General features: G+C 69.2%; 15 protein-coding genes. 5 read left to right on the top strand and 10 right to left on the bottom strand.

All coding sequences use genetic code 11. The annotated features are described in order from the left end of the window. Positions 1–81 precede the first annotated feature (81 nt). The 6 genes from AOZ53_RS25970 to AOZ53_RS25945 all read right to left on the bottom strand — a co-directional run bounded on the left by AOZ53_RS25970 (position 82) and on the right by AOZ53_RS25945 (position 5,159). Entirely contained in the window at positions 82–465 is a 384-nt protein-coding gene (locus AOZ53_RS25970) for a DUF4148 domain-containing protein (RefSeq protein WP_054428644.1), read from the bottom strand. Between the two features lie 249 nt (positions 466–714). Further along, positions 715–1,206, bottom strand: coding sequence for a copper chaperone PCu(A)C (locus AOZ53_RS25965; protein WP_054428643.1), 492 nt, complete (start codon positions 1,204–1,206; stop codon positions 715–717). Positions 1,207–1,231: 25 nt separating this feature from the next. Beyond that, positions 1,232–1,849, bottom strand: a complete 618-nt coding sequence (locus tag AOZ53_RS25960; RefSeq protein WP_054489950.1) for an SCO family protein — start codon at positions 1,847–1,849, stop codon at positions 1,232–1,234. 59 nt (positions 1,850–1,908) lie between these two features. Continuing rightward, positions 1,909–2,334, bottom strand: a complete 426-nt coding sequence (locus AOZ53_RS25955) for a DUF2946 family protein (RefSeq protein WP_054489948.1) — start codon at positions 2,332–2,334, stop codon at positions 1,909–1,911. Positions 2,335–2,368: 34 nt separating this feature from the next. Next, on the bottom strand, positions 2,369–3,886 hold the full coding sequence (locus AOZ53_RS25950) for an acyl-CoA-binding protein (protein WP_054489945.1): 1,518 nt from the start codon (positions 3,884–3,886) through the stop codon (positions 2,369–2,371). Further along, positions 3,876–5,159, bottom strand: a complete 1,284-nt coding sequence (locus AOZ53_RS25945; protein WP_054428639.1) for an MASE1 domain-containing protein — start codon at positions 5,157–5,159, stop codon at positions 3,876–3,878. Before AOZ53_RS25945 ends, AOZ53_RS25950 begins: the two co-directional genes overlap by 11 nt. Positions 5,160–5,337: 178 nt before the next feature. Between AOZ53_RS25945 and AOZ53_RS25940 the strand changes: the two genes are divergently transcribed. Next, on the top strand, positions 5,338–6,111 hold the full coding sequence (locus AOZ53_RS25940) for a peptidoglycan DD-metalloendopeptidase family protein (protein ID WP_082380589.1): 774 nt from the start codon (positions 5,338–5,340) through the stop codon (positions 6,109–6,111). A gap of 88 nt (positions 6,112–6,199) precedes the next feature. Here AOZ53_RS25940 and AOZ53_RS25935 read toward each other — a convergent pair whose 3' ends face one another. The 3 genes from AOZ53_RS25935 to AOZ53_RS25925 all read right to left on the bottom strand — a co-directional run bounded on the left by AOZ53_RS25935 (position 6,200) and on the right by AOZ53_RS25925 (position 8,505). Continuing rightward, a complete protein-coding gene (locus tag AOZ53_RS25935; RefSeq protein WP_054428638.1) occupies positions 6,200–6,961 on the bottom strand; it encodes an amino acid ABC transporter ATP-binding protein in 762 nt (253 codons plus the stop codon). Next, a complete protein-coding gene (locus AOZ53_RS25930) occupies positions 6,958–7,638 on the bottom strand; it encodes an ABC transporter permease subunit (protein WP_054429229.1) in 681 nt (226 codons plus the stop codon). Before AOZ53_RS25930 ends, AOZ53_RS25935 begins: the two co-directional genes overlap by 4 nt. 81 nt (positions 7,639–7,719) lie before the next feature. Next, positions 7,720–8,505, bottom strand: coding sequence for an amino acid ABC transporter substrate-binding protein (locus tag AOZ53_RS25925; protein ID WP_006390998.1), 786 nt, complete (start codon positions 8,503–8,505; stop codon positions 7,720–7,722). Between the two features lie 192 nt (positions 8,506–8,697). On the opposite strand from AOZ53_RS25925, the gene AOZ53_RS25920 reads away from it, so the two are divergent. After that, positions 8,698–9,786, top strand: coding sequence for a P1 family peptidase (locus AOZ53_RS25920; protein ID WP_180180161.1), 1,089 nt, complete (start codon positions 8,698–8,700; stop codon positions 9,784–9,786). 147 nt (positions 9,787–9,933) lie between these two features. Beyond that, positions 9,934–10,557: a PAQR family membrane homeostasis protein TrhA gene (locus tag AOZ53_RS25915; RefSeq protein WP_054428636.1), complete on the top strand. Its 624-nt coding sequence runs from the start codon at positions 9,934–9,936 to the stop codon at positions 10,555–10,557. Between the two features lie 10 nt (positions 10,558–10,567). Here AOZ53_RS25915 and AOZ53_RS25910 read toward each other — a convergent pair whose 3' ends face one another. Next, on the bottom strand, positions 10,568–11,041 hold the full coding sequence (locus AOZ53_RS25910) for an Lrp/AsnC family transcriptional regulator (protein WP_020926585.1): 474 nt from the start codon (positions 11,039–11,041) through the stop codon (positions 10,568–10,570). Positions 11,042–11,179: 138 nt separating this feature from the next. Between AOZ53_RS25910 and kynU the strand changes: the two genes are divergently transcribed. Both kynU and AOZ53_RS25900 read left to right on the top strand, forming a co-directional pair. Further along, positions 11,180–12,430, top strand: a complete 1,251-nt coding sequence (kynU, locus tag AOZ53_RS25905) for a kynureninase (RefSeq protein WP_054489944.1) — start codon at positions 11,180–11,182, stop codon at positions 12,428–12,430. Positions 12,431–12,488: 58 nt separating this feature from the next. Continuing rightward, on the top strand, positions 12,489–13,895 hold the full coding sequence (locus AOZ53_RS25900; RefSeq protein WP_054428634.1) for an amino acid permease: 1,407 nt from the start codon (positions 12,489–12,491) through the stop codon (positions 13,893–13,895). Position 13,896: the final 1 nt, after the last annotated feature.

Here is a 13,896-nt window from a genome sequence, read left to right as displayed (position 1 = left end):
CCCCGCGAGGCCGCCGGCGGCGGATGTGTGCTGGCATTGTATGAGGAATCAGGACGGGCCGCAGGTTGCGGTGTGTCCCTGTTATTGAATGGCGGACGTACCGCTATGGGCCATCGGCACCGGCGGATAGCTTTCCTGGTCGGACGCCATCTGGCCCTGCATCTCGGCGGTCTGCAGTTCCTGTTCGACCTGGGCGCGGCTTTCCCCGGGGCCGTTCGAGGCGACGGCGGGCGGATAGTCTTCCTGGCCGAAGGTGTACTGGCCGTCGGCCTTGGACTGGGCGAGTTCGGCGGCGACCTGGTCCGAGGTCTTGGCCGTGGGCGCCGGATAGCTGACACGCCAGTCGCCGTACAGGTCACGCTTGTACTGGGCGGTCGGGGCCATGGTCTGGGTTTGCTGGGCCTGTACCGCCGCGGTGGCGGTGAGACCGGCGCAGAGCAACAAAGTTACTGTCAAGGTCTTCATGAAACGCTCCTGGCAATCAAAGCAAACGGCCTGGGGGCAGGCCGCGCCGTCGTCTCCGGTGCGGCATGGGGACGATTTCCTGAGAGGCGGGGAATGCGGTGGATGCGTAGGAAAACGGCGCACCCGGTGTTCTTGATTCGACCGGGCGCGCGTCTTGGCGTTGCAAAAAACGCGGGTTGTGAGGCAAACAGCTATTTCAAGCTTGAAATACAGGTGTCAATGCGCTTGCAATGACACGGTCCCTGTTAATCAGTGTCCATGCTTGGCGGCGGGGGCCGCGCCGCCCGCCAGCGGCCGCGCGGTGGCGGTCACTGGCACGCGGCGCTGCTGGCCGTTGGCGTCTTCCACCACCAGCGTCAGCGCCACCGGGTCGCCCGCCGACACCTGTTTGGCCAGGTCGATCAGCATGACGTGGTAGCCGCCCGGCTTGAGTTCCACCGGCTGGCCGGCGGGCAGGTCGAGGGCGGGGATCTGGCGCATTTTCATGACGTTGTCCTGCATCGCCATTTCGTGCACCTCGACGTGCTTGGCGGCGTCGGATTCGACGCCGACCAGGCGCGCCGGGGCGGACGAGGTCAGGCGCATGAAGACGCCGGTGGCGTGCTGGCTGGGCACCGTGGCGCGGACCCAGGCGTCTTCCACCTTGAGGGTGGCGTCCTGCGCCAGGGCGGGGGCCTGGACCAGGGTCAGGGCGCCCAGGGCGACGGCGGCGGCGAGGGATTTGAAGGCGGTCATTTTCATGGAATTTCCTTTGATCGGGGGCGGTTCAGATCACCGTGCGCAGGTCGGCGACGCATTCCTCGGCGCTTTGCTGGTGACGCAGGGCCACGCGCAGCTTGCCTTCGGCGTCGATGATGTAGGTCAGCGCGGTGTGGTCCATGGTGTAGGACGAGCCGGTCGGGACCTTCTGGTAGAACACCTTGAACGACTGCGCCGCGGCGCGGGTCTGCTCGGCGTCGCCGCGCAGGCCGACGAACGCGGGGTCGAAGGCCTGCATGTAGGCCTGCAGGATCTCCGGCGTGTCGCGCTCGGGGTCGACGGTGATGAACAGCACCTGCAGCTTGGCGGCGTCCGCGCCCAGCAGGTTCTTGATCTCCAGCGCGCGGGTCAGCGCGGTGGGGCAGATGTCCGGGCATTGGGTGAAGCCGAAGAACAGCATCACGGTCTTGCCGCGGTAGTCGGCCAGCTGGCGTTGCCGGCCCTCGGTGTCTCGCAGCTGGAAATCGCCGGTGGGCATGCTGGCCAGGTCCATGCCGTTGAGCTTGGGGGCGTCGGGGCCGCAGCCGGCCAGCGGCAGCAGGGCCAGGGCCGAGAGCAGCCGGCGCCGGTGGCGGTCGGGCGCCGGCGCGGTGCCCGCGGGGGCGCGCGAAAGGGGGGAATGCATGAAAGCCTCGTCGGTTGACGGTTCGCAAGGGCGCGGCGGGGCCGCGCGGGAAAGCGGAGTCAGGCGGCGAGGGGCGGGGCGCGCGAGCCCAGCGGCGGCCCTTGGGCCGGTTGCACCGGCGCCGCCACGTGGGCGGGCGGGAAGGGGGTGGCGCGGGAGACGGCGAGCGCCAGCGGGGCGGTCTGCGCGGCGGGCGCCGGGGTGACGTGGGCCAGCAGGCCGAACGGGCACTGCGCGCCGGTGTCGGCGCTGGAGTGGCCGCCGCCGGACTTGCCGTCGGAAGAGAGCGCGATCTTGAAGGTGGTCAGGTCGCCGGCGGCCGAGCAGAAGGTCACTTCGAGCCGGCCGTCGTGCAGCGCGCGGGCGTCGGGCATGTAGCCCGTCGGCACCAGGGCGCGCAGCAGCAGCGCCAGGAACGCCAGCCACAGCACGCCCCGGACGCGCGGGGCGCCGGCGGTACGCGAGGGATGGGTCAGGGCGGACATGGAGCGATTGTAGGCCGAGCGGCCGGGGACGGTTTCAGGTGTCGGGATCGAGGCGCCGGATCAGGGCGATGTAGCGGCGCCGCGCCTGGTCGGCGGGCAGGCCGGCCAGCAGGCGCCAGGTGGCCAGCTCGACCTGTTCGCGCACGCCGGCGTCCGGCGCGTCCTGCGGCGGCGCATCGCCGCGCCGCGCCTGCTGCTCGTAGGCGTAGAGCCGGATGGCGACGCTGGTGGACGGCGCCTGCGGCAGGGCGCGCAACTCGATCACGGCGGCCTCGAACGCGTCCTCCAGGTCGTCGGCGCCGATCGCCAGCGTCTCCCGGTCCATCGCGTCGCCCTCGGGCTCCAGGCCGCTGGCGACGGCCAGCCGCCGCCAGAGCGCATCTTCGGTGGCCGGGTCCGAGGCCCGCGCGGTGACCTTGGCGATGGTGTTGTTGCGCAGGCGCAGGGTATGGGTGGAGGCGCCGCGGTAGCGGATGGGGCCGTCCTGCACGGAGAACGTCAGCGGCACCGCGATCGACCGTCCGGCCGGTTCGGGCGGGCCGACGCTGTCGACCGTGAAGGTGTTGCGCGAATAGTCCATCACGCGCGAGAACAGGTCGATCAGGCCGCCGCGGCCCTGGTAGACGCCGCTCAGGGGGCTGTCGCCTTCCTCGTGCCAGGCGACGTCCTCGGCGAACAGCGGGAACAGGGTTTCGAACTGGCCCGACAGCATCGCGTCGCGGTAGTGGCCCAGGATGCGTTCGACCTCGTCGCCGCTCATCGCGGCGGCGCGGCCCGGGCGCGCGGTGGCCGGGCGCTTGTCCATGAATTGCAGGATGTCAGCGGCGACCCGGTCGCGGTCGTTGTCGACGCAGATCATGTGGTAGCTGTTGTCCAGCAGCACCAGCCGGCTGTCGGGAATGGCGTCGTTCAGGAAGTGCGCCGAACGCACCGAGGTCAGCTCGTCCTCGTGGGCGTGGATGATCAGGCTGGGGCAGCTGATGGCGTTCAGGCCGCGTTGCACCAGGCGGCGCAGGCGGTCGACTTCGCGCACACAGGCCAGCGGCACCCAGCGGTAGTGGAAATTCTCGCCGCGCTCGAACTTGGCCTTGACGATGGAGCGCACCAGTTCGTTCTTGATGCCGTAGGGCTCTTCCTCTTCGACCCGCATGCGCGCGGCCAGGCCGGGGATGCGGTAGACCAGATTGCGCAGGCCGCGGTACCAGGGCGTGCTCCAGCCGTCGATGAAGACCGGCGCGGCCAGGCTCACCAGCTTGCCCTTGCGGTGCTGCACGCGCTTGCACAGCTCCACCGCCAGCAGCGCGCCCAGGCACATGCCGACCACATGCAGCGTGTCGTGGCGCGCGGCCACCTCGCGGTACTTGGCGGTGACGGCGTCGATCCAGTCCTCGGCGCGCACCGGCAGCAGGTCCTCGGGCGTGGTGCCATGGCCGGGCAGCGTCAGCGTGTGGGTCTCGATGCCGGCGCGCTTGAGGATCTTGTGCAGCGAACCCAGGTCGTACTGGGTGCCGCCCAAGCCGTGGATGAGCAGGGCTCCAGTGTTAGTTGACATCTGCCTGCTCGACTTCACCCAGGCGCCACATGCCGGCCACGACGGCCACGCTGCCGTCGAAATCCTCCAGCGGCGAGCCGCGGTCGCTGACCACGCGCCAGCCGCCGCCGGCGTGCGCCATGCGGAACAGCAGCGGGGTGCGGTCCTGGGCGCCGGCGCGGCGCGCGGCCCAGTGCAGCGTCAGGCGCGCGCGGTCGTCGGGATGGGCCAGCGCCAGCAACGCGTCCAGGGTGGGAATGGCGTTGGCCTGCATGCCGAAGGCGCCCTGGAGGTCGCCGGCCAACTCGAGCGAGCCGTCGAACGGGTTGTAGCGGTACATCAGCTGGTGGCTGCCCGCCAGCGCCAGGTCGAAACGGCCGCGCCATTGCACGGCATTTTCGAGTTCCTGCGCGCGGGCGCCGCGCAGCGTGTTGACCAGCAGGATCAGCAGCGCGGTGACCACCAGGTAGACCTGGGTGGCCAGCAGCACGTGCCAGTGGTCGTTGGCCTCGACGAAGGGGCCCTCGCCCTGGGCGCTCTGGTAGAGCGCCATCAGGGTCAGCGTGACGACGCCCAGGGTGCCGCCCAGCGGGCCCCACACCAGCGCGGTCAGCACCGCGAACACCAGCGGCAGGTAGGTCAGCTCGAAGGTGACGACGTACGGCAGGTTCTTGATCATGTCGCCGTCGAAGGTCATGAAGGTCGACACGATCAGGCCGACGTAGGCGATGACGCCCAGCACCAGGTCGCGCCGCCGCGGACCGCCCGAACGGCGCGGGCGGAAATTGGCCCAGACCGTCAGCGCGGGCGCCAGGATCAGGATGCCCGCCAGGTAGGCCGCCACCCAGGTGCGCAGCCGCACCAGGGCATGGGCTTCCTGGGTCAGCCAGAGCCAGCCGCCGCCCAGTAGCGCGGACAGGCCGGCGCCGACCACCGCGCCGGCCAGCAGCGCCGCCACCAGGCCCACGCCGCCTTCGCGCGGGGTCAGGCGCTGCACCGTCCAGGCCGCCAGCAGGCTGGACAGGCTGGCGGTGATGGCGAACACCAGCGCCGTGGCGGGCTGGCCGCGGGTGAAGCTGGTGAGCGCCAGCTGGGCGCAGAAGAAGGCGGCCAGCAGCAGCGACCAGTTGCGGCGCTGCGTCAACAGATAGGCGCCCACCGCCACGCCGGGCGGCAGCCAGACGAACACGGCATGGCTCACCGGGTCGTTGAGCAGGCGCGAGAAGACGCCGCACAGCAGGTACGGGATGGCCCATAGCAGGCAGTACAGGTTCTTTCGCGGCGCTTGGGGCATTCCCATATTGTTCCTTGCAGACGCTGTGACACAGGGCGAGCTGGCGCTCGCGGCAATCAGCGGGTTATACACGGCCCGGCATGGTCCGCGAAAGTTGCCGGGGCATACCGCCGTCCGAAAATCTTGGTACCCTTGGACGCAGTCATTCTCCACTCCGTTCCAGGATTCAGTGCTCTCCTTGCCCGCCCAGACCTTGCCTGTTCCCGATTTTGCCGGCGTTTCCGGCGTCCTGCCGGCGCGGCCGCCGGCCCGCGGCGCGGTCCGGCTCGTCCGGCTGGCGTTGCTGGCCATGCTGCTGGCGCTGCTGGCGGCCTGCGGCACGACCAAGGTCCAGCCGGGCTACTACCGGGTGCAGTCGGGCGACACGCTGACGCAGATCGCCCGCAAGCAAGGCACCAGCGTATCGAACCTGGTGCGCTGGAACAACCTGTCCAACTCCAACTCGATCGAGGTGGGGCAGATGTTGCGCGTCGCGCCGCCCGCCGGCCAGGCCGCCGCCACGCCCGCCAAGCCGCGCGCCAGTTCCTCGGGTGGCAGCCGTTCGCCGGCGCCCGCCACTGGCAAGCGGCGCACCGCGCCGCCGGGGGCGATCTCGCTGGTGTGGCCGGCGCAGGGCAAGGTGACCCGCGGCTACGACGGCTCGGGCTCCAATGGTATCGTCATTTCCAATTCCGCCGGCACGCCGGTGGTGGCCGCCGCCGCCGGCACCGTCGCCTATTCGGGCAGCGGCCTGCGGGGCTACGGGCACCTGGTGATCGTCAAGCATAACGCCAGCTTCCTCAGCATCTACGCCCACAACAGCAAGCTGCTGGTCAAGGAAGGCCAGCGGGTGAGCCAGGGCCAGAAGATCGCGGAAATGGGCAACAGCGACAGCAAGCAGGTCGGGTTGTACTTCGAGCTGCGCTACGACGGCCAGGCGGTCGATCCGGCGGGCTCCCTTCCCGGAAAGTAGGAGCCCCCACGCTGCGCGCACTGCGTGCGCTTGCTGCCCCCCGAGGGGGCTGCCCGGCCTTCGGGCGGCCGGGCGGCCGGGCGCCGCGTCAACCGATCTGGCCGGCGTCCTGCGTCAGCGTCGAGATGAATGCCGCGGTGCGCGGGTCGCGCGGGCGGGTGAAGAGGTCGCGCGAGGCGCCGGATTCGACCACGTCGCCATCGAGCAGGAATACCGCTTCACGCGACACGCTGGCGGCCAGGCGCAGGTCGTGCGTGGCCATCAGCATGGTCATGCCTTCGGCGGCCAGCTGGCGCAGCACATCCACCACTTCGGCCGCCAGGCCGGGGTCGAGCGCCGAGGTCGGCTCGTCGCACAGCAATACGCGGGGGGCGGGCGCCAGGGCGCGGGCGATCGCCACGCGCTGCTGCTGGCCGCCCGACAGATTGGCGGGCCAGGCCTCGGCCTTGTCCAGCATGTTGACCTTGCGCAGCAGCTCCTCGGCGCGCGCGCGGGCGCGGTCGGCCGGCCATTTCTGCACCGTCACCAGCCCTTCCATCACGTTGCCGATGACGGTCTGGTGCGGGAACAGCTGGAAGTTCTGGAACACCATGCCGGTCTGCATGCGCACCCGCTGCACCTGGTCGCGCGAGAGTTTTTCGCCGGGCTCGAACTCGACCCGCTCGGGGCCGATCTCGAGCGTGCCGCGGTCGGGCACTTCCAGCAGGTTGACGCAGCGCAGCAGGGTGCTCTTGCCGCTGCCGGACGGGCCGATCAGGGCGGTGACGCTGCCTTCGGCGATGGCCACGTCGACCTGCTTGAGCACCAGGTTGCCGCCAAAGGATTTCTCGATCTGTTCCAGGCGGATCATCGGTTCTTCTCGGAAAACACCGCGTGCTGGCCGAAGCGTCGCTCCAGGCGCACCTGGGCGGCGGACAGCACCGAACTGAACACCAGGTAGATCAGCGCGGCCTCGGTGTACAGGATCAGCGGTTCATACGTGACGGCGGCGATGCGCTGGGCCGCCTGGAAGATCTCGGGCACGGTCAGCACGGCGGCCAGCGAGGTGTCCTTGACCAGGGCGATGAAGGAATTCGACAGCGGCGGCACCGCCACCCGCGCGGCCTGCGGCAGCACGGTGCGGCGCAGCGCCTGGGCGCGCGTCATGCTCAGGGAATAGGCGGCTTCCCACTGGCCGCGGGAGATCGACTCGATGGCGCCGCGGATCACTTCGGAGTTGTAGGCGCCGACGTTCAGCGTGAAGCCGATCAGCGCCGCCGGCAGCGGGTCGAGCACCACGCCGACGCTGGGCAGGCCGTAGAAGATCACGAACAGCTGCACCAGCAGCGGCGTGCCGCGGATCAGCCAGACGTAGAAACGCACCAGCGCCACCAGCGGCGCCGGCCCGAACAGCCGGATCAGCGCCACCACGAAGGCCAGCGCCAGCCCCAGCGCGAACGACATCAGCGTCAGCGGGACGGTGAACACCAGCCCGGCGTGCAGCAGGGGCCAGAACGAGTCGGCCATCAACTGCACCCAGGCCGGCACCGCGAGGGCGTCGACCTGGGCCAGGATCCAGTCGGGCAGGACGTTGTGCAGCCAGGCGGGGAGCGTCATGGAGCGGACCGCTTATTGCTGCGCCGACAGGTCCGTGCCGAAGTACTTGACCGAGATGGTCTTGTAGGTGCCGTCGGCCTTGATGTCGGCCAGCGCCTTGTTGATGGCGGCCACCAGTTCGGGATTGTTCTTGCGCAGCAGCACGCCGGAGTTGCTGAACTCCGCGGCCTTGTCGGTGGCGGCGATCTTGACCTTGGCGTTGGGCTTCTGCTTCTTGAAGTCCAGGAACGACAGGTTGTCGTTGACCGTGGCCTCGACGCGGCCCGAGGTCAGCAGGTCGATGGCTTCGTTGAAGCCTTGCACCGCGACCACTTCCGCGCCGTGGCTCTGCGCCAGCTTGCCGAAGTTGCTGGTGAGCGTGTTGGCGGACTTCTTGCCCTTGAGGTCGGCGAACGACTTGATGGTGGTGTTGTCGTCGCGCACGATCAGCACGGCGGCCGACGAGATGTAGGGATCGGAGAAGTCGTACTTGGCGCGGCGCGCGTCGGTGATGCCGACCTGGTTGATGACGGCGTCGTAGCGCTTGGCGTCGAGCCCGGCGATCAGGCCGTCCCACTTGCCTTCGACGAATTCGGCCTTGACGCCCAGGCGCTGGGCGATGGCGCGTCCAATGTCGACGTCAAAACCGGTAAGCTGCCCGGATGCGTCGTGGAAGGTGAAGGGAGCGTAGGTGCCTTCGGTGCCGATCTTGAACACGCCGGCGGACTTGATCTGGTCCAGCCCCGACTGGGCATGGGCGGCGGACAGGGCGGCGACCTGGACCAGGCCGGCGATGAACAACGAGCGCAAGAGTTTCATGGCAATGCTCCACGGATGAGAGATCACTGCGAAAGGCCCGCGTCAGTCGCGCCGCCTTCCGGTGTAGCCGCACTCTAACAACGCGTCTATTTTTCCACAAAGCATAAGGAATAGTAAAAATATAGCGGCAAGTCATATACGGCATTCGCGCCCCGGGCCGCCCGGCCCGGGGTTCATCCAGGCGGTATCCAGATGGAGACAGGCGTGCAACAACAGTGGAACAGGCGGGCTTTCATGATGGCGGCGGCGGGTGTCGCGGCGTCCGCGGGCGTCATGCCGGCGCACGGCGCCAACGGCCTGCGCCGGGTGCCCGGCGGCGGCAGCATCACCGACGTGGCCGGCCTCAAGGTCGGGCACTACACCGACACGCGGCGGCCGACCGGCTGCACGGTCATCATCGCGGAAGCGGGCGCCACCGGCGGCGTGGACGTGCGCGGCGCGGCGCCGGGCACGCGCGAGACGGACCTGCTCAATCCCGTCAACATGGTGGAAAAAGTGCATGCGGTGATGCTGGCCGGCGGCAGCGCCTTCGGCCTGGAGGCGGCCACCGGCGTCATGCGCTACCTGGAGGAACGCAAGATCGGGTTCGACGTGGGCGTGGCGCACGTGCCGATCGTGCCGGCCGCCATCCTGTTCGACCTGGGCGTGGGCGACGCCTCGGTGCGGCCCGACGCGGCCGCCGGCTACCAGGCCTGCAAGTCGGCCAGCGCCAAGCCGCCGCAGGAGGGCAACGTCGGCGCCGGCGCCGGGGCGACGGTCGGCAAGCTGTACGGCGCCAAGCGCGCCATGAAGGGCGGCCTGGGCAGCGCCTCGCTGACCGTGGCGGGCGTCACGGTGGGCGCGATCGTCGCGGTCAATGCGGTGGGCGACGTGGTCGATCCGGCCACCGGCCACGTGCTGGCCGGCGCCCGCACCGCCGACGGCAAGATGCTGCTGGACACGCGCGCGGCGATCCTGGCGGGCGACCTGCCGACCTCGATGCGCGAAGGCGCGGCCACCACCATCGGGCTGGTGGCGACCGACGTCAAGCTGACCAAGGCGCAGGCGCAGAAGATGGCGCAGACCGCGCACGACGGCCTGGCCCGCACCATCAACCCGATCCACACCATGCTCGACGGCGACACCGTGTTCGCGCTGGGCACGGGCGTGTCCAGCAAGCCCGCCAACATGATGCTGCTGGGCGTGATGGCGGCCGAGGCGATGGCGATCGCGGTGCAGCGCGCCATCCTGGCGGCGCGCGCGCTGGAAGGCTATCCGGCGGCGGTGGATTTCATCGCCTGAGCGCCGCTTTCTGTTGGACCAAATGGCGCGCCTGCAAGCAGGAACGCCATTTGCTGCTGCCCCCCGTGTTCGTGCTGACCCCAAGCTGTCATATCGCGCCGGCATGATCGAAAGCGTCGGCGCACCGCCTGCGCGGGAGGGGATGGCATGTACGAAGGAGAGCGCTTCAACGGGGCCACGCACCTGGCCGGCCTGGCCTTGGCGGTGGCCGCCTCGGGGGCCCTGATCGCGCGGGCCGCGGAATTGAAAGTCGAGTGGCGCCAGACCGTGGCCTGCGCCGTGTTCGCGGCGTCGATGATCGCCGTCTATGCCTCGTCGGTGCTGTATCACTGCTCGCGCGGACGCCGCAAGGCGCTGTGGGCCAAGGCCGACCACTGCGCCATCTACCTGCTGATCGCCGGCACCTACACGCCGCTGGCGTTCGTGCCGCCGGAACTGGGCTGGGGCGCCGCCATGGCGGTGGCGATCTGGCTGCTGGCGCTGTACGGCATCGGCCGCGAACTATGGTGGGCGCGCGGGGCCGCGCCGGCGTTGCCGCTGTACCTGGCGATGGGATGGCTCGGGGTGATGTGCGCCGCGCCGATCGCCGGCGCGCTGTCGGGCGCGGGGCTGGCCTGGCTGCTGGCCGGGGCCGGGCTCTATACGGTGGGCACGGTGTTCTACGCCAACGACAAGCGCTGGCGCCATGCCCACGGCATCTGGCATCTGTTTGTCATGGGCGGGTCGGCCTGCCACTTCGTCACGGTGTTCGGCTTCCTGCGCCACGCCTGAGCGCGGGCCGTCAGCGCCAGGCCGCCAGCGGCAGCATGCCGCCGCGGTTCTTCACTTTCCGCATGACGATATGCGAACACAGGTCGCGCACGCCCGCGATCTTGCTGAGCTTGTCCTCCACGAACTGCGAGAACGCCGCCAGGTTGCGGGTGCGCACCGTCAGGATGTAGTTGGAGGCGCCGGTGACGATGCTGGCCTCGGTGATCTCGTCATACAGGGCGATGCCGGCCAGGAATTCCTCGTGCCAGCCGGCGCGGGACTGGTCCAGCGACACGTGCACGACGGCCTCCAGTTCGAACCCCAGCCGCTCGGCGTCGAGCACGGCGCGGTAGCCCCGGATCAGCCCGCCTTCCTCCAGCGCCCGCACCCGCCGCAGGCAGGCCGACGGCGACAGCGCCACCTGCTCGGCCAGGTCCTGGTTGCTGAGCTGGCTGTTCTCCTGCAGGCGGTAGAGGATGCGGTGGTCGATGGCGTCCAATTGCATGGTGCAATCCAATTCGAAAAAATGGTCTATGACGCAATTTAATGCGAAATCCTAGGGTTAGCCACGCCTTGTTTTGCAACTATTCGGCTTGGTCACGCTGCTAGTATGTAGCCAGCATATTGCCCGAAGGAGCTGTGAATGCATACCCGTGAAGCCTGTGTCGCCGCCGACCGGCAGGACCCCCTGGCGCCGTTGAAGGCGCGTTTCGATCTGCCGCCCGGCGTGCTCTACATGGACGGCAATTCGCTGGGCGTGATGCCGCGCGCCGCCGCGGCCCGCGCCGCCGAGGTCATCACCCAGGAATGGGGCACGGGCCTGATCCGCAGCTGGAACACCGCCGGCTGGTTCGAGCTGCCGTCGCGGCTGGGCGACAAGCTGGCCGGCCTGCTGGGCGCGAAAGAAGGCGAGCTGGTCATCACCGACACCACCTCGCTGAACATCTTCAAGGCCCTGGCGGCCAGCCTGCGCATCCAGCAGAAGCGCCAGCCCGAGCGCCGCGTGATCCTGTCCGAGCGCGACAACTTCCCCACCGACCTGTACATGATCCAGGGCATGATCGACCTGCTGCAGCAGGGCTACGAGATGCGCCTGATCGACGACGAACTGCCGCTGGAGCGGGCGCTGGACGAGGATGTGGCCGTGGTGCTGCTGTCGCACGTCAACTACCGCAGCGGCCAGATGCACGACATGGCCGCGGTCACGCGCCAGGCGCACGAGCGCGGCGCGCTGGTCATCTGGGACCTGGCGCACGCCGCCGGCGCGGTGCCGGTGGACCTGAACGGCGCCGACGCCGACTACGCCGTGGGCTGCACCTATAAGTACCTGAACGGCGGCCCCGGCTCGCCGGCCTTCATCTGGGTGGCGCCGCGCCACATTCCCGACTTCTGGCAGCCGCTGTCGGGCTGGTGGGGCCACCAGCGTCCGTTCGACATGACGGTCGCCTACGAGCCGGCCGGCGGCATCCGCCGCTACCTGTGCGGCACTCAGCCGATCGTGTCGCTGGCCATGGTCGAGTGCGGCCTGGACGTGGCGCGCGAGGCCGACATGGCCGAGGTGCGCAAGAAGTCGCTGGCGCTGGCCGACCTGTTCATCGCCCTGGTCGAGGAACGCTGCGCCGGCCATCCGCTGACGCTGGTGACGCCGCGCAACCACGCCGAGCGCGGCAGCCACGTCAGCCTGCGCCACCCGAACGGCTACGAGGTCATGCAGGCGCTGATCGCGCGCGGCCTGATCGGCGATTATCGCGAACCCGAGGTGCTGCGCTTCGGCCTGACGCCGCTGTACTTCGGTTACGCCGACGTCTGGGACGCAGTCGAGATCCTCAAGGACGTGCTCGACAGCAAGGCCTGGGACAAGCCCGAGTTCAAGCAGCGCTCGGCCGTGACCTGAGCGGCGGCGCACCGGCCCAAGCGACATCCAACAAGAGAGCGCAGTACCGGAGGAGGCAATGAAACAACCACAAGGCTTCGGCAAGATCGCCGAACGGGAGCAGGGGCTCAAGCGTCGCCTGACGTCCGGCCAGATGAGCATGATCGCGATCGGCGGGGCCATCGGCACCGGCCTGTTCCTGGGCAGCAAGTTCGCGATCGGCTTCGCCGGCCCCAGCGTCATCATCAGCTACGCCATCGGCGGGCTCATCACGCTGCTGCTGATGGGCTGCCTGGCCGAGATGACGGTGGCGCATTCCACCTCGGGCTCGTTCGGCGCCTACGCCGAGCACTACATCGGCCCGCTGGCCGGCTTCCTGGTGCGCTATGCGTACTGGTCGTGCGTGGTGCTGGCGGTGGGCACCGAGGTCACCGCGGTGGCCGAGTACATGAAGTTCTGGTTCCCGTCGGTGCCGGGCTGGCAATGGGTCTGCCTGTTCTCGGCGGCGCTGATCTTCATCAACGCCATGAGCGTGAAGGCGTTCGGCACCATCGAGTACTGGTTCTCGACCATCAAGATCAGCGCCATCGTGGCGTTCATCATCCTGGGCGCCTACGTGGTCTGGGGCAGTCCGCAGTACGGCGCGGCGCAGTACACGGCGCACGGCGGCTTCTTCCCCAACGGCGTGTGGGGCATGTGGATCGCGGTGGTCATCTCGATCTTCAGCTACCTGAGCGTGGAGATGATCGCGGTGGCGGCGGGCGAGGCCGAGGACCCCGAGCGCGCGGTGAAGAAGGCGTTCCGCGCCACCATCGTGCGGCTGGTGGTGTTCTACCTGCTGACGCTGGCGCTGATCCTGGCGATCGTGCCGTGGGACCAGGCCGGCAAGGGCGGCAGCCCGTTCGTGACGGTGATGGAAGCGGTGCAGGTGCCGTACGCGGCCGGCGTCATCAACTTCATCGTGCTGGTGGCGGCGCTGTCGGCCATGAACAGCCAGCTGTACATCACCACCCGCATGATGTTCAGCCTGTCGCGCGCCGGCCACGCGCCGGCGGCGCTGGGCAAGCTGACGCGCAGCGGCACGCCGCTGAACGCGCTGCTGCTGTCGACCAGCGGCATCGCCATCGCCACCGTGCTGAACGTGCTGTATCCGGAGACCTCGTTCACGCTGATGATGGCGATCTCGATGTTCGGCGCGCTGTTCACGTGGATGATGATCTTCGTCACGCACTACTTCTTCCGCCGCCGCTGGGCGCGCGAGGGCGGCGCGGCGCTGTCGTTCCGCATGCCGGGCTTTCCGCTGCTGACGCTGCTGGGCGCCGGCGCCATGCTGGCGATCCTGGTCACGACCTATTTCACCGGCGTGTTCAAGATGACGCTGGTGTTCGGCGTGCCGTTCCTGCTGGTGCTGGCGGCGCTGTATCTGCTGCTGTTCCGCAAGTCCGCCGCGGCGGTGGTGCTGGAGGCGCGACAGCAGCGCTCCTAGC

Origin of the sequence: Achromobacter sp. 2789STDY5608621, from assembly GCF_001299375.1 — a bacterium.
Taxonomy (GTDB): domain Bacteria; phylum Pseudomonadota; class Gammaproteobacteria; order Burkholderiales; family Burkholderiaceae_B; genus Achromobacter; species Achromobacter insuavis.
This window is presented reverse-complemented; position numbering and strand designations above follow the sequence as displayed.

Excerpts from the sequence above, each read along its gene's own strand:
- AOZ53_RS25970 (WP_054428644.1), bottom strand. The coding sequence starts at position 465 with ATGAAGACCTTGACAGTAACTTTGTTGCTCTGCGCCGGTCTCACCGCC.
- AOZ53_RS25965 (WP_054428643.1), bottom strand. The coding sequence starts at position 1,206 with ATGAAAATGACCGCCTTCAAATCCCTCGCCGCCGCCGTCGCCCTGGGC.
- AOZ53_RS25960 (WP_054489950.1), bottom strand. The coding sequence starts at position 1,849 with ATGCATTCCCCCCTTTCGCGCGCCCCCGCGGGCACCGCGCCGGCGCCC.
- AOZ53_RS25955 (WP_054489948.1), bottom strand. The coding sequence starts at position 2,334 with ATGTCCGCCCTGACCCATCCCTCGCGTACCGCCGGCGCCCCGCGCGTC.
- AOZ53_RS25950 (WP_054489945.1), bottom strand. The coding sequence starts at position 3,886 with ATGTCAACTAACACTGGAGCCCTGCTCATCCACGGCTTGGGCGGCACC.
- AOZ53_RS25945 (WP_054428639.1), bottom strand. The coding sequence starts at position 5,159 with ATGCCCCAAGCGCCGCGAAAGAACCTGTACTGCCTGCTATGGGCCATC.
- AOZ53_RS25935 (WP_054428638.1), bottom strand. The coding sequence starts at position 6,961 with ATGATCCGCCTGGAACAGATCGAGAAATCCTTTGGCGGCAACCTGGTG.
- AOZ53_RS25925 (WP_006390998.1), bottom strand. The coding sequence starts at position 8,505 with ATGAAACTCTTGCGCTCGTTGTTCATCGCCGGCCTGGTCCAGGTCGCC.
- AOZ53_RS25920 (WP_180180161.1), top strand. The coding sequence starts at position 8,698 with ATGGAGACAGGCGTGCAACAACAGTGGAACAGGCGGGCTTTCATGATG.
- AOZ53_RS25915 (WP_054428636.1), top strand. The coding sequence starts at position 9,934 with ATGTACGAAGGAGAGCGCTTCAACGGGGCCACGCACCTGGCCGGCCTG.
- AOZ53_RS25910 (WP_020926585.1), bottom strand. The coding sequence starts at position 11,041 with ATGCAATTGGACGCCATCGACCACCGCATCCTCTACCGCCTGCAGGAG.
- kynU (WP_054489944.1), top strand. The coding sequence starts at position 11,180 with ATGCATACCCGTGAAGCCTGTGTCGCCGCCGACCGGCAGGACCCCCTG.
- AOZ53_RS25900 (WP_054428634.1), top strand. The coding sequence starts at position 12,489 with ATGAAACAACCACAAGGCTTCGGCAAGATCGCCGAACGGGAGCAGGGG.